Genomic DNA, 15,187 nt, shown 5'->3' on the forward strand with positions numbered 1-15,187 from the left:
GCAACAACCAATCCGCTTTAGTAAGGAAACCTTAAGGTTCGTCTACTGGGTACTGTGATAGGTCGACATAGTCCATATCAGATAATGGGACGTTTTTAGCAATGTCTTGTACCCGTTCATTATCTTTAGCTGCTTTCATGGCGTGGATTTTCTCTTGGACACGTGCCATTTCTTCATTGTCAAGTTTGTAAAATTTCATCAAGAAGAGGGACACCAGCAAGACTGCTATCGGAATGATAGCAAAGAGTGCAATGGTCGCTAATTTCAAATCAGAGGTTAAAGCTGTTTCAGCAGTTGGGTATTCTTTGGCAAAACCAACCGCAGCTAGCACCCAGCCCACCACCATCGGAGCAAAGGATGATGCAATAGAATCTGTGAAAGAGAAGATGGTCCCAATCATCCCTGACACATAACGCCCAGAGACGGAGGTTTCATAGTCAGAAATATCAGCGCCCATGGTCAATACCAAACCTGACGGCGCTGAGGCAAAGTAACGTCCAAGCGCGTAGAGAACAACAAAGGCTAAACTAACCCCACCCCAGCTAGTAAGGTTTAAACTACCAGGTTCAGCTACAAAGAGTAAACCAGCCACACCCGCAAGGGCAGCAATCCCAACTTGTAAACACATGATGTAAGCTCGACGCAACCCTTTCTTACGAGCAACGCTAGCGGCAAAGGTTGTAACTAAAACGTTTGGAATGACCATCAAGCCTGAAATCACACCAGATAAGGCATAATCACCAAAGAGAATCCCAAAAAGCATCACGGTCACTACCGCATCTCCAAAAAGCTGAGCGCTAAATTTAATTAAAGCAGCAGAGATGGAGAGTACCTGCAGGGGCTTGTTGCCCTTGATGACCTTGATATAATCTTTCATTTCGGTCTTTTGAGTTTTCTCTTCTCCGAGGCCAAAGTATTTCTTATTATCCTTCTCCCAGATACCGACAACAGCCAGAGCTCCTAGGATAGCCGAAATGATGATGACACCCCACATGAGTTCATTGAAGAAAGAATCGGTAAAGCCCCCATGCTTCTTCATCAAGTACCCAGACACAACAATCTGGCTGCCAGAGAAGAGAATAGCTGACATGACACCGTCTGCGATGTTGAAAATCGGGCGCTGTTTAGGGTCATTGGTCAAAGCTGTCTGACCTGCCTTGGTAATAGTTTGTTGCATGGAGTAGCCTATTTTATGAATAATCAGGGCTACAATAAAGAGTGGCATGGTCAAAGCTTTGCCAAAGTGATCGATATTGAAGAGAAAGATAAAAGACAAGGCTGTGATAAGATTACCCAAAATCAAAATCGGACGGTATTTCCCAAATTTGGTATCGGTCTTATCAATTAAGACCCCAATTGATGGGTCGATAATCCCATCAAAAATACGGATATAACCCATGAGTTGGCTGACAAAAATAGCAGCCAAACCTAAAATCCCAGTAGAGAAATAAGTAACAAAACTAAAGGCAACCAGATAGATATTGGTTGAGGTATTGTTAGCAGCAAAAAGAATGATTTGCCACAACTTAGCACGGTTGTAAGCGACGTTCTCGCTTCTATCGACAGTTTGTTGACCCATGACGAGCCTCCTTTTATTGAAATAAAATGGTGGAAACGTTTTTACAAGGTCATTCTATCATTCATCTGATGAATTGTCAAGTGTTTTTGTGTTTTTTATTTAAAATTATCGCTTTTTCTTGAAATACATAAGATGTTTTTTTGTGTGAAAAAAGATTTATTTTACAAAACATCATACCAATTTCTCCCTCGATCAAGCAGAAAAAGAGCCACTAACCATTTAAGCACCAGCACCATTTGTCAATAAAAAAATGATCACCCGATGTTAATCAAGGTCATCATTTTTTCTCTGCCTTCTTCTGAGGTAGAGGATAGGTCTTTCTCCCATCAATCAAAATGCTCTTTTTTATTGAGATAAGGGAGGAGCACAGCATTTTCTGGTTGAGTTTTCCAGTCTGGGTTAGATACTATCTGACTGGCTACCTTTCTGGCTTCTTCTAAGATGGGGTAATCCTCAACCAAATCCGCTACCTTAAACTCAGGAAGACCTGATTGACGGGTGCCAAAAATCTCACCAGACCCTCGCATCTTGAGGTCGGCCTCTGCTAGAACAAAGCCGTCTGTGGTCTCGGTCATAATGGTCATGCGTTCCTTGCCTGAATCAGTCTTTGGATTGGCAACTAAAATGGCATAAGACTGCTTATTTCCACGACCAACTCGACCGCGGAGCTGATGAAGCTGGCTGAGTCCGAAACGGTCCGCATCCATAATCAGCATGACCGTGGCATTAGGAACATTGACCCCAACCTCGATGACCGTTGTCGATACTAACAGCGATGTCTTCTGAGATTTGAAGTCCTGCATGATGGCATCTTTTTCTTCATTTTTCAGGCGACCGTGGAGTAGCCCGACCGCGGTCACATCCGCAAAATAGGCAGATAGTTCCTCGTGGAGAGCGATGGCATTCTTCAAATCCAAGCTCTCACTCTCCTCAATCAAAGGAGAAATCACATAGGCCTGAGCCCCCTTTAACAGTTCATCCTTGAGCCACGCCAAGACCTGTTCCAACTGGCTGTGTTTGACCCAGCGGGTGATGATGGGTTTGCGTCCAGCAGGCAACTGGTCGATGATGGACACATCCATGTCCCCAAAGGCTGTGATGGCTAACGTCCTTGGAATGGGCGTTGCCGTCATCATGAGGACATCGGGATTATCCCCCTTTTCACGAAAAATCCGCCGTTGCTTAACCCCAAAGCGATGCTGCTCGTCGGTAATGACCAGTCCCAGCTTGCGGTAGGTCACGCCCTCTTGAATCAGAGCGTGGGTGCCAACGACCATATCGACACTTCCGTCAGCAATGGCAGCTAGGGTCGCACGCTTAGCAGCAGCCTTCATTCCCGAGGTCAAGAGAGCGATTGAGACATCTGGCAAGAGCTGGCGCAGACTTGCCACATGTTGTTCCGCCAAAATCTCTGTCGGCACCATCAGCGCTGACTGGTAGCCGGCCGTCAGCGCGGCATACATGGCTAGCGCTGCCACCACGGTCTTACCGCTCCCCACATCCCCCTGCAAGAGGCGGTTCATGTGCCTGCCTGACGCCATATCCGCCAAAATTTCTGTTAAGCTCTTTTCTTGGGCTGGGGTTAGGGCAAATGGCAGAGCTGCCACCTGTTTGTCCAACCGCTTTTTATCGTAGGTCAAGGCTAGGCCACTGGTTTCCTGTTTGTTCTCATGCTTCAAAACTTGCAAGTCCAGCTGAAAATAGAGGAGTTCCTCGAACTTGACCCGTCGTAACGCCTGCTTATAATGGGCCAGATCAGTTGGAAAATGCATGGCATAACAGGCCTCTTGTCGACTGAGCAGGCGATATTTATCTAGTAAGTACTGGGGGAGGTTTTCTTGTAAGAGCGTCAGATACCCCAAATCAATGGCAGCTGTGATGGCCTTGACCAGATTAGTTTGGGTGACGCCTTGGGTCGTGTGATAGACTGGTTGCAGGTCCTCATTTAACTGTGCCAGTACCTTCATGCCTGTCAAGTGCCCTTTAGCGGTATCCCATTTCCCAAAGATAGCGACCTGCTGCCCAACCTGAATCTTTTCCTGCAAGTAAGGCTGGTTAAAAAAGCTGACCCCAACAACCACCTCACCCTGACGCAGTTTGAAGCTCAGCCTATTTTTCTTAAACCCATAATACTGAACATGAGCAGGTGTGGCGACCTCGCCTGCTACCACAGCCTTTTCGCCGTCGAGCAAGTCCAGGACCTGACGACTGCTGAAATCCTCGTAGCGAAAGGGGTAGTGAACCAGTAGATCCTCGATAGTGACTAGACCCAGCTGGGCAAATTTTTCCGCTGACTTAGGCCCGATGCCTGGGAGCACAGCCAGCTTGTCATGTAAGCTTATCATGGGACTATTATAACATAAAACGTCTTCAGCAGGATGATTGATTATTTGGAAGTGTGTCGCGTTGCCACATTGAGAACGGGGATGTTCAGTAGATAATAAAAACCATAACCATTCTTTAGACGAGTGGTTATGATTTTGTTGTCACAATTTTTTCAGTAGTTATCAGTTCACTTAATGACTGACAGATTGTGTAGACTTCTAATCTTCCATCATACTAAAGTGTAACGGTAATCATATCACCATCTGTCTTTTGAAGCGCCTCACGCAAGGTCTTGTTGATGGAGATGATAGGGAAATTCTCTTTTCTTGGAGCTAAGAAGCGTTCGGGTAGCTCGATGCCGTCTAGCAAACCATAGACCTTAACCTTGCCCCAGCCAAAGGTCGGTTGCTTGGTCAAGGGATTTCAAGATAGTAGGTCCATGCGCTGTTACCTGGCTTGTAGCGGAGAGGCAAATTAACCTAATCCAGTAATAGGAGCTTCACTAGAGCTTCGCCTTTAAATACTGGCCTGTGTAGCTAGCTTCCACCGCTGCAACGGCTTCTGGTGTGCCAGTGGCAATGATTTGCCCACCGCCGTCCCCCCCTTCTGGCCCGAGGTCGATGATATGGTCAGCGGTTTTGATGACATCTAGATTATGCTCGATAACCAGTACTGTATTGCCATCGTCGACGAAGCGTTCCAAGACATTGAGGAGGCGAGCGATGTCGTCGGTGTGGAGGCCTGTGGTCGGCTCGTCCAAAATATAGAAGGACTTGCCTGTGGAGCGCTTGTGGAGCTCGCTGGCTAGTTTCATCCGCTGGGCTTCACCGCCTGATAGGGTAGTGGCTGGCTGTCCTAGAGTGACATAGCCCAGACCGACATCCTTGATGGTTTGGATTTTCCGAGCGATTTTGGGAATAGCCGCAAAGAACTCCAAGGCATCGTTGACCGTCATGTCAAGAATTTCAGCGATGTTCTTGTCCTTGTAACGGACTTCTAGCGTCTCACTATTGTAGCGGCGACCGTGGCAGACCTCGCAGGGCACATAAACGTCTGGCAGGAAATGCATCTCAATCTTGATAATCCCATCGCCTGAGCAGGCCTCACAACGTCCCCCTTTGACATTAAAGGAGAAACGCCCTTTTTTGTAGCCACGGATTTTGGCTTCGTTGGTCTGGGCAAAGAGGTCACGAATATCATCGAAGACCCCGGTATAGGTCGCAGGGTTTGACCGCGGTGTCCGCCCAATAGGGCTCTGGTCGATGTCAATCAACCGCTCGATGTACTCGATACCAGTGATTGCTTTGTGCTTGCCAGGTTTGTCACTGTTTTTGTAAAGTTTTTGAGCAATGGCTTTTTTGAGGATACTGTTGATCAGGGTTGATTTGCCAGAGCCTGAGACCCCAGTCACGGCGATGAATTTGCCCAGCGGGAACTTGGCAGAGACGTTTTTGAGATTGTTCTCAGTAGCGCCAATGACCTCAATAAAGCGACCGTTGCCTGCTCGTCGTTCAGTTGGGACAGGAATGTTCTTCTTACCAGACAAGTAGGCGCCTGTGATGGACTGTTTATCCTTGGCGACTTGTTTGGGTGTGCCAGAGGCGACAATTTCGCCACCAAACTGACCAGCACCAGGTCCCACATCAATGAGCCAGTCTGCCGCCATCATGGTATCCTCGTCGTGTTCCACGACAATCAGGGTATTGCCTAGGTCACGCATCTTTTTCAAGCTGTCAATCAGGCGGTCGTTGTCCCGCTGATGGAGACCGATAGAAGGCTCATCCAGCACATAGAGGACGCCAGATAGGTTGGAGCCTATTTGGGTCGCTAGGCGAATTCGCTGACTCTCGCCTCCTGATAGGGTGCCTGCGGAGCGAGACAGGGTTAGGTAGTTGAGCCCGACGTTGTTGAGGAAGGTCAGGCGATCATGGATTTCCTTGATGATGGGTCTAGCAATGATGGCATCGTTGTCGCCTAGTTCCAGCTCGTTGAGAACCGCCAGGTGCTTTTCGATGGACAGGTCGGACAACTGCCCTAGATGGATTCCCTGTTCACCACCGACCCGAACAGACAGAGCTTGGCTATTGAGGCGGTAGCCGTGGCAGGTCGCACAGGTTAGCTCGTTCATATAGGAACGCATGACATTTCGAGTATAGTCACTGGTGCTCTCGTGGTAGCGGCGGTTGATGTTGACCGCAACGCCCTCAAAAGGTAGGTCGATGTCACGAATACCGCCAAACTCGTTTTCGTAGTGGAAATGGAACTCCTGCTCCCCAGAGCCGTAGAGCACCAACTCCTTATCAGTGTCAGACAGGTCAGCCCAAGGCTTGTCCATATCAACCCCCAACTGACCCATGGCCTGCTCCAGCATTTGAGGGTAGTAAGTAGAAGAAATCGGGTTCCAAGGTGCAAGCGCCCCCTCATGCAGGGTCAGGCTAGGGTCAGGAATAACCAAGTCCAAATCGACCTCAAGCCGTATGCCCAGACCATCGCAGGTCGGACAAGAACCAAACGGTGCGTTGAAAGAGAAGAGTCGCGGCTCCAGCTCAGGCACGGTAAATTCGCAGACAGGGCAGGCATAGTGCTCAGAAAAGAGCAATTCGTTGCCGTCCATGGTGTCGATGATGACGTAACCATCTGCCAGTCGCAAGGCCGCCTCGATCGAATCAAAGAGTCTCGACCGAATGCTGTCCTTATTGACCAGACGGTCGACCACAACCTCGATGTGATGGAGCTTGCTCTTGGACAGTTCAGGCACTTCAGTCACATCGTAAACCTCGCCATTGACCCGCACCCGTACATAGCCATCCTTGGCAATCTTTTCAAATAAGGGTTTGTGCTGGCCTTTCTTGCGCCGAACGACAGGCGCTAGAATCTGCATCCGTGTCCGTTCGGGCAGCTCTAGAACCTTATCCACGATTTGCTCTACTGAACTGGCCGCAATCTCACCGTGCCCATTGACGCAGTAGGGCTTGCCGACCCGCGCGTAGAGCAGGCGCAGGTAATCGTTGATTTCCGTCGCTGTCCCTACGGTTGAGCGTGGGTTCTTACTGGTGGTTTTTTGGTCGATGGAAATGGCAGGGCTGAGCCCCTCGATGCTATCCACATCAGGCTTTTCCATGTTGCCCAAAAACTGCCTGGCGTAGGCGGACAGGCTCTCCACATAACGGCGTTGCCCTTCGGCATAGATGGTATCAAAGGCCAGACTGGACTTGCCAGACCCGGAGAGACCAGTCACCACGACCAGTTTGTCACGAGGAATCTCCACCGTGATATCTTTCAAATTGTGGGCACGCGCCCCACGAACGATGAGTTTATCTTGCATAGTTAGTTATCAGTCTTTCTTCATTATCTTTCCATTATACCAAATTTTTTAGAACAACTTCGTCCCAAAAGTTTCATAATTAGTGTATAATAGAAAGGTATGACCATTAATCAAGGAGGGCTATCATGAAACAGATATTCTTATCATCCGTTGGACAGTTTGACGAAATTGAAACTTTCCAGCCGGGCTCTTGGATTAATTTAGTCAACCCCTCACAAGAAGAGTCTGTCAAATTAGCCGAGCAATTTAATATCGACATCACTGACTTACGTGCACCGCTCGATGTGGAAGAAACGTCACGTGTTGCTATCGAGGATAACTATACCTTGATTATCGTTGACGTTCCGACCCAGGAAGAGCGTAATCACAAAAATTACTATGCCACCATTCCTTTGGGCATCATTGTTACAAAGGAGGCTATTATTACCACTTGTCTTGAGCACTTATCTCTCTTTGATAATTTCCTCAAAAAGCGAGTGAAGAATTTTTACACCTTTATGAAAACGCGTTTCGTCTTTCAACTGCTTTATCGCAATGCTGAGCTCTTTCTGACAGCGTTGCGCAGCATTGACCGCCAAACAGACCGAATTAGTGCCCATCTGGAACGTGCCACCCGAAATGAGCAAGTCATCGATATGATGGAGCTGGAAAAGTCTGTCGTTTACCTGAAGGCTTCCCTGAAACTCAATGAGCGCGTGGTTAAAAAGCTATCGTCTCATAGTAGTAGCCTGAAAAAGTACCCCGAAGACGAAGATTTGCTAGAGGATACCCTGATTGAGACCCAGCAGGCCTTGGAGATGGCGGATATCTATGGGACGGTCTTATCAGCTCTGACAGAGACGTCTGCAGCCATTATCTCCAACAATCAGAACACCATTATGAAAACCTTAGCGCTGATGACGATTGCCTTAGATATCCCTACGGTGATTTTCTCAGCTTACGGCATGAACGTCGGCGAAGCTGGTATGCCCTTTAGTCAGTATCCACAAGCTTTCACGATTGTTGTCTTGATTTCGCTTGGCTTTAGCCTCAGCGTTGTTGTCTACTTTATCAAAAATAAATGGTTCTAAAAAAACATGTTCTGTGCCAAGGCTTCTAACAGTAGCTCTATAAATCAGAATAGCTCAGCTCTGCCATTGACCACTCCCTAACTTATCCCAAACTAGAAAGGACAATCATGTCACAACTCGAACAACTCACTAAGAAAAATCAGGAATTTATCCACATCGCTACTAAGCAATTGATTAAAGATGGTAAGTCAGACGATGAGATTAAAGCGATTCTGGAAGACATTTTGCCAACGATTATTGAGGCGCAACAGACAGGCGAGACCGCTCGTCATCTGCTGGGGGCTCCGACGGTTTGGGCAGTTGGCTTTAGTCAGCCGGAAATAAGCCAGTCAGCCATCGCTGAAAAAAATACCAATCCTTATCTCATGTGGCTTGACATGACCTTACTTTTGATTGCCGTTATCGCTCTTTTGAATGCGGCGACTACGCTGTTTAGCAAGGAAGCTCTGCCGACCAAACTAGTGTCTCTGCTGGTTCTTGCGATGCTGGGTGGGGTTGCGATGTACCTCAACTACCACTTCATCTACCGTTACATGGGGCTCGACCGTAGCCAACGTCCGCCGATGTTCAAGAGTCTGTTGATTTTAGTTACCTCGATGGCACTTTGGATTACCATCAGCTCGGCGACAGCACTATTGCCAGATAGCATCAACATTACCCTTCCTCTGCCTGTTTTGCTCGTTCTTGCTGCTATCGGTTTTGGCGCACGCTATTACCTCAAACGCAAATATAATATTCAAAATGCTATGGCACCTGCTGGAAAATAAGATGGCTAAGACATCTAAACTCTCAGTTTCTGGGAGTTTTTTTATATTTTCATCAAAAAGTTTGCTACTCAACCAAGCATCTATGACAGTTAGAACCACAGGTCACTTATAGCTAACTCACACTGAACTAACAATGGTAAATTTAACATCTTTTTACTAAATTTTACTTAATAAGTGTTGATTTTCTGTAGTCGTTGAGCTATACTATAAATATATTGAAAACGCAACCAAAAGGAGTTAGCCATATTTTTATCTGACAAACAGAACCGCTATAGCATTAGGAAATTTTCCGTCGGTGTTTGCTCTGCCATTATCGGATTAAGTTTCCTAACCAGTACGCAGGTCGCTGCGGCAGAGACAGAAGAGCTTAAACCAGAAATGGCACCTGTCGTCAAGGAGGTCGTCCAGCCTATCGAGAACACACCTGCTTCAAGTCTTACAAAGGTTTCGGAGCAAGCAGAAGAAGCCGCTCAACCGACGAATCAGACTGACAATGCTAGCAGTCAGCCGACGATAGTAATGGATTGAGCAGCTGAGCCAACCAGCAGTCCAGAAGTTACCGTCGGCGTCACCAATATCAGCGCTAAATCTGGTAATAACACCAGCCCTGAAGCAGTTCTTGACGGGAACTCTAGCACGGTCTGAGAGTCTGTCCCCAGTCAACCAAACAGCTATGAGGGCATGTATGACCATAATCGCGTCTTGGATTTAACCTTGGACGGCACATACGACCTGACCAAGATTACTGTTAAAACAAGAGTTGACAATTCATTCAGCAATTATTACATTTACGCCTCCGAAGATGGCAACGACTACAAGCGCATCGCTGCTAAAGTAGACGAAACTCCTGCGACAGCTCAGGGTGAGACCTATGCCCTTGAAAACACGCGTGCAGCTTACATCCGTGTCAATATGGCTTATAACTCTGAGCGTTTTATCACCAATTTAGCTGAGCTTGATATCCGTGGTCACAAGGTTTCTGACCATATTCCAGCAAAAGAACCGATCACTGTCACTGATTGGGAAAAAAGCGAGTGGAAAGAGAAATGGGATCGGTTTGAAGAAGATAAGACCTATGCCAAAGATACGGTCATCAAACAAATGGGAGAGCTGGTTGGGCGAGTTATCGGTCAAGAATGGCAGGACAAGTTCACTTTTGAGTTCAAAGAAGCCATCAATGATAAGGATACTTTTGAAATTGATAACCGCTAAGATGGCGGTATTGTCATCAAGGCCAATAACGGGATCGCCTTTGCATCAGGTTTTAACTATTACCTGATGCAAAGGTTGATTATGACCCTGTTTTCGCCTCCAACACCGCTTTTTCCGAGGTCACACCAGTAGAAGGTCCAGTGATTAAGCAGGCTAACTTTGACCACCGTTACGCCTTGAACTACACGACCTACTCCTACACCATGGCCTTTTGGGACTGGGATGAGTACGAGAAGCTTCTCGACTGGTCAGCTATGAATGGTATTAACCTCATGCTAGACATCGTTGGGCAAGAGGAAGTTCTCCGCCAGACCCTGAGGGAATTTAATTACAGTGACCAAGAGATTAAGGATTACATTCCAGGACCTGCCTACTATGTTTGGTTCTACATGCAAAACCTTTATAGCATCGGAGGTTCTCTGCCTGATAACTGGTTTGCCCAAAGGGTGGAGTTGGGGCGTCGGATTCATGACCGCATGCAGACGTTTGGCATCAAACCTGTTATTCAAGGCTTTGCTGGTCAAGTGCCTGAAACCTTTGCTCAGAAAAATCCTGGTGCTGTCCTGACACCGAAAGACCACTGGCCGAGCTTTATTCGGCTATCAATTATCAAGACCTATCTGACGCAAGAGGAGCGCCAGGCAGGTAAGGAGGATTTCTTCTCTCGGGTAGCTGATGTTTTCTATGCCAAGCAACGTAATGTTTTCGGCTCAGTATCACATTATTATTCTACTGACCCATTCCACGAAGGGGGCAATACAGGTGGCTTAGATGTCCGTCAGATTTACCGCTCTGTGCAGCAAAAAATGCTAGAACACGACCCACAAGCCATTTGGGTTATGCAACAGTGGCAAGGTAATCTAAAAGCGCCACAAATGCTGGATTTGGACAAGTCTAAACTTTTGGCTCTTGACTTGCAGACCGATATGCGGCACGAGCATGGGCTTTTTGAGAATAATGGCACGCCTTGGATTTACAACGTTCTCCATAACTTCGGTGGACGCATGGGCTCTGATGGGAACCTCACTAAAGTTGCTGTTGATCCCCTAAAAATGCTCAAGCAACGTAAGCACATGGTGGGTATCGGTCTGACAGCTGAAGCATTGGAAAACAATCCTGTCGTTTATGGGTTATTATTTGACACTAACTGGGCAGATGGGCCGATTGACATCAACCAATGGCTGGATAAATACGCAGAGCGCCGTATCGGCAGCGACCATGCACCGATTAAAGAAGCGTGGAAACTCTTGTTAGAGACCTCTTATCGCGATAAGGGACAATATTATCAAGGTGCACCGGAGTCCGTTATCAATGCCCGACCAACGGAAAACTTCAAAGCTGCTTCCACTTGGGGACATAGTAGCATTTACTACGACCGTGAAAAGATCGACCAAGCCCTGAAGTTGATGCTATCAGGCTACGACACCTTCAAAGATTCAGCCGCTTATCGCTATGATGTCGCTGAATTAGCCAATCAAGTTTTAAGCAATGGGGCTAAAGAATACTACGACCGCATGATTGCGGCTAAACAGGAACGAAACCTCAATAAATTCAACCATTATGCTGGCGAATTTCTGAAAACCATTGATTTGACAGACCAGCTGGCTGCAACAACGCAAAAATTTATGCTGGATAATTGGATTTTGATGGCTCGTAAGCTGCTGCCTGATGCTGATGATTGGACGAGCGACCTGTTTGAAGCCAATGCCAGAACGATTGTCACCACATGGGGGACAGAGCGCTCTGGTTCATTAAAAGATTACTCTAACCGGAAATGGTCTGGACTGACGGCTGACTTTTATAAAAAGCGTTGGGAAATCTGGATTCGCAACCGTCAAGCTGAGTTAGCTGGCACCAGCAAACGACCTGAGGATGTCAAAGCTGAGAGCAACTGGTACCGTTGGGAATCACGGTGGACAGCTCTCAAATCTGACACCGCCGATCTGGTCACTCAACCAGATACAACAAGCCTCGGTAGCTTAGCTCGTACAGTGCTCAACCAGAATTCTTACAGAACCATTAAACGGCAAGGGGAACAACTTATTCCTAAAAGTAATCTGGTGCTGGGTAAAACCTTTGTCACAGCTTCTGAAACAGCGGAAGGCAAAATAAGCCTGCTCAGCGATGGCTTAACGGACTTTACTTGGCAACCAAAAGGCGGCGGGCGTCATCAGTTAGAGGTTGATTTAGACGGCACTTATCGTCTGGATAGCATTAACTTGGCCTTCCCGCAGTTAGCCACAACCTTCCCATACGATATTGATGTCGAAGTGTTCAATCCCTTCCTCAACGATTGGACATTAGTGGAACGTCGCTACAATCGCCAACTGGATGCTAACGAGAGCTTTACGACGACAGCTATTGCCAGCAAGTTTAGATTAAAAATGACGTCACGGGAGACGACGTCTCCTATACGTCTCAGTGATATCGAGATTATCGGTCATGCGCTTGGTGAAGAAAGGGTAAATCTTGTCAAAGGGGTAACGCCAACAACCAATAAAGGAAATACAGACAATGGTTTCCCGCTGACCAACATTACCGATGGTAATGAGGACAATCTCTGGAAAACAATGGACTGGGGAACAAGAGCTTACCCAGCTACAGTTACTGTACCAGTAGCTGAAACAGCCCTAGTTGATACGATTGATGTGGTGTTTGAATCTGCTGGTCGTCCCTTTAAGTTTGTGGTGAAAGTCACCGAACTTGATGGACGAGAAACAGTGGTCTATGACCGCTACCGCAATCACACAGGGACACTTGCTGAAAAAGATTTTGTGATTCCCGTTAAACGAGCGATTCGCAGTGCTAAGATAGATTACTACGGTATCACTGGAAAAGGTACCTTTTATGCAGCTGGTCCAGCTCTTGCTGAATTTAATCTTATGGGGCACTTGAAAGCTGAGGACTATCTATTGGCAGATTATGCAGAGCTGAACAAGGTCCTCGAGCGAGTTCCTTCTAACCTGTCTTTATATAAAGAAGAAGTCGCTCAGCCACTTCAAGCATTGCTTGCGGCAATCAGTCCCAACCGGGAACGTCATGAGCAGGAGATTGTTAACGATTGGCAGAGCAATTTAACAAGCTATCTGGAGCGATTAACCTACAAGGCTTCCGATTACAGCGCCATTAGAAGCATATTGTCAACTGTTCCAGAGGACTTGACGAACTACACATTAACCACTGTGCTCAATCTCGACCGTGTGATGCAGCGGATTGACTATAACAAACTGATTACCGAGCAAGAACAGGTTGATGCCTATATCGAAACGCTTGATAAAGATGGTCACATCCTCAAGCCGAAGTTTCCAGCAACGGTCTCTCTTCCAATTGATGCCGAGAAATCTGTTGCACATGTTGTTTATTTGCCCAATAGCAATGAGCGTGAGGTCTTGCCATTTACTGAAATCGAACAAAACGGTCAGCGCTATGTCGTCTTCACCGCTAATCACTTCAGTGAATATGGGATTGTCTACAAACCAATAGCGACTGTTCCTCCTCAACAGCAGGTTACCGCAACAACTTTATTGGCAAACGATCTAGAACCTGAGTGCTTAGTGAATATTTCTGAAAATATCACAGCTGTTATGAGGTCATCCGCCAGCGCACCATTAAGTCAGATGATGAATGTCGCCAAGCCAGCTACCATGTTACCAAATACTGGCGAAGAAGATTCAAGGCTTGCAGTTACGGGAACTATTTCATTTCTCGCGGCTCTTGGGCTAGCAACCACTAGCTTAAAAAGACCTAGAGTCTCACGCAGATAAGGTTAATCAAATGGTTAAAAGCTAATCTGTTGCTCCTATTCAGAGAAGCCTATCCTAACCAAGAAACGTCCGAACATCGGGCGTTTTTTGTCCTCATTACTTTTTATTTTGTGAGATTTTAATCGTAATCATCGGCTTGAGTTTAATGCTGTCCTCTACAGTAAAGCCTATTTTATTTGAAGACTGATTCTATTTTCAGAGTGCTGAAAGTAGTTTTAAGGTTATGAAAGCAGATACAGAAGCGTGAAAATGAAACCGAAACAAAAAAAAACGCTTGCAAAAAAATGGGAATAATGTATAATAAAACTTGTAAACGTAAGTTGTTATAGATTAGAAAAGGAGGCAAGGTCTATGGGCCAAATGACCAAAGAAGCATTTTTAGGTCAAGTCAAAGATGGTCTCATCGTTTCTTGTCAAGCCTTACCGCATGAGCCGTTATACAGTGAAACAGGTGGTGTGATACCGCTTCTCGCTAAGGCTGCTGAGCAAGCTGGTGCTGTTGGGATTCGTGCTAACAGCGTCCGTGATATCAAAGAAATTCAAGCGGTAACGGACTTGCCGATTATTGGCATTATTAAGCGAGACTATCCGCCACAGGAACCTTTTATCACGGCAACCATGAAAGAAGTAGATGAGCTAGCCGAACTAGGTATTGCCGTCATCGCCCTTGATTGCACAAAACGTGAGCGTTATGATGGGCTGACAATTAGCGAATTTATTGGTCAGATTAAGGCTAAATATCCAAGTCAACTGTTGATGGCAGATATTTCAACCTATGATGAAGGTATGGCGGCATATGAAGCTGGTGTTGACTTTGTTGGGACAACATTATCTGGCTACACCTCTTATAGTCGTCAAGAGTCAGGTCCGGATTTGGAGTTGATGAAACAGTTGACAGAAGCTGGGGTAGATGTTATCGCAGAAGGTAAAATTCATTATCCTCACGAAGCAAAAGCCGTCAAAGACCTAGGTGTTGCTGGTATCGTTGTTGGCGGTGCCATTACTCGACCAAAAGAAATTGCTGAGCGCTTTATCGCCGCACTAAAATAAGAAAAAGGAAGGTTTCTAATGACAACATTAAAACTGAACAGCCTTTACAAGAAGTACCCAAACAGTGACTTCTACTCTGTTGAGGACTTTGATTT

11 protein-coding genes are annotated in these 15,187 nt (G+C 46.6%); 6 read left to right on the forward strand and 5 right to left on the reverse strand.

What is annotated here, in order from left to right:
* Positions 1-31: 31 nt before the first annotated feature.
* The 4 genes from ACERC8_RS00800 to uvrA form a co-directional block, all read right to left on the reverse strand.
* Positions 32-1,579 (reverse strand): MFS transporter, encoded by a 1,548-nt coding sequence (locus tag ACERC8_RS00800; RefSeq protein ID WP_373658002.1) that lies wholly within the window; start codon positions 1,577-1,579, stop codon positions 32-34.
* A gap of 326 nt (positions 1,580-1,905) precedes the next feature.
* Positions 1,906-3,924, reverse strand: a complete 2,019-nt coding sequence (gene recG, locus ACERC8_RS00805; RefSeq protein WP_373658003.1) for an ATP-dependent DNA helicase RecG — start codon at positions 3,922-3,924, stop codon at positions 1,906-1,908.
* 214 nt (positions 3,925-4,138) lie between these two features.
* Entirely contained in the window at positions 4,139-4,321 is a 183-nt protein-coding gene (locus ACERC8_RS00810) for a DUF1905 domain-containing protein (protein WP_373658004.1), read from the reverse strand.
* A gap of 85 nt (positions 4,322-4,406) precedes the next feature.
* Positions 4,407-7,229, reverse strand: a complete 2,823-nt coding sequence (gene uvrA / locus ACERC8_RS00815; protein WP_373658005.1) for an excinuclease ABC subunit UvrA — start codon at positions 7,227-7,229, stop codon at positions 4,407-4,409.
* A gap of 125 nt (positions 7,230-7,354) precedes the next feature.
* On the opposite strand from uvrA, the gene ACERC8_RS00820 reads away from it, so the two are divergent.
* The 3 genes from ACERC8_RS00820 to ACERC8_RS00830 all read left to right on the forward strand — a co-directional run bounded on the left by ACERC8_RS00820 (position 7,355) and on the right by ACERC8_RS00830 (position 9,594).
* Positions 7,355-8,299 carry a magnesium transporter CorA family protein gene (locus ACERC8_RS00820; RefSeq protein WP_373658006.1) on the forward strand — a complete coding sequence of 315 codons (945 nt, stop codon included), beginning with the start codon at positions 7,355-7,357 and terminating at the stop codon, positions 8,297-8,299.
* A 107-nt stretch (positions 8,300-8,406) separates the two neighbouring features.
* Entirely contained in the window at positions 8,407-9,066 is a 660-nt protein-coding gene (locus tag ACERC8_RS00825) for a DUF1129 domain-containing protein (RefSeq protein ID WP_373658007.1), read from the forward strand.
* A 276-nt stretch (positions 9,067-9,342) separates the two neighbouring features.
* Positions 9,343-9,594 carry a YSIRK-type signal peptide-containing protein gene (locus ACERC8_RS00830; RefSeq protein WP_373658012.1) on the forward strand — a complete coding sequence of 84 codons (252 nt, stop codon included), beginning with the start codon at positions 9,343-9,345 and terminating at the stop codon, positions 9,592-9,594.
* Here ACERC8_RS00830 and ACERC8_RS00835 read toward each other — a convergent pair.
* Entirely contained in the window at positions 9,570-9,704 is a 135-nt protein-coding gene (locus ACERC8_RS00835) for a hypothetical protein (protein ID WP_373658008.1), read from the reverse strand. The genes ACERC8_RS00830 and ACERC8_RS00835 overlap by 25 nt on opposite strands.
* Before the next feature lie 43 nt (positions 9,705-9,747).
* Between ACERC8_RS00835 and ACERC8_RS00840 the strand changes: the two genes are divergently transcribed.
* The 3 genes from ACERC8_RS00840 to ACERC8_RS00850 all read left to right on the forward strand — a co-directional run bounded on the left by ACERC8_RS00840 (position 9,748) and on the right by ACERC8_RS00850 (position 15,092).
* Positions 9,748-10,278, forward strand: a complete 531-nt coding sequence (locus tag ACERC8_RS00840) for a discoidin domain-containing protein (RefSeq protein WP_373658009.1) — start codon at positions 9,748-9,750, stop codon at positions 10,276-10,278.
* Positions 10,279-10,418: 140 nt separating this feature from the next.
* Complete coding sequence (locus ACERC8_RS00845) at positions 10,419-14,042, forward strand: alpha-N-acetylglucosaminidase (RefSeq protein WP_373658010.1); 3,624 nt, start codon at positions 10,419-10,421, stop codon at positions 14,040-14,042.
* 351 nt (positions 14,043-14,393) lie between these two features.
* Positions 14,394-15,092 (forward strand): N-acetylmannosamine-6-phosphate 2-epimerase, encoded by a 699-nt coding sequence (locus tag ACERC8_RS00850; RefSeq protein WP_018368159.1) that lies wholly within the window; start codon positions 14,394-14,396, stop codon positions 15,090-15,092.
* Positions 15,093-15,187 lie beyond the last annotated feature (95 nt).

It is taken from the genome of Streptococcus sp. E29BA, assembly GCF_041807805.1.
In the GTDB taxonomy this organism is placed as follows: Bacteria; Bacillota; Bacilli; order Lactobacillales; family Streptococcaceae; genus Streptococcus; species Streptococcus entericus.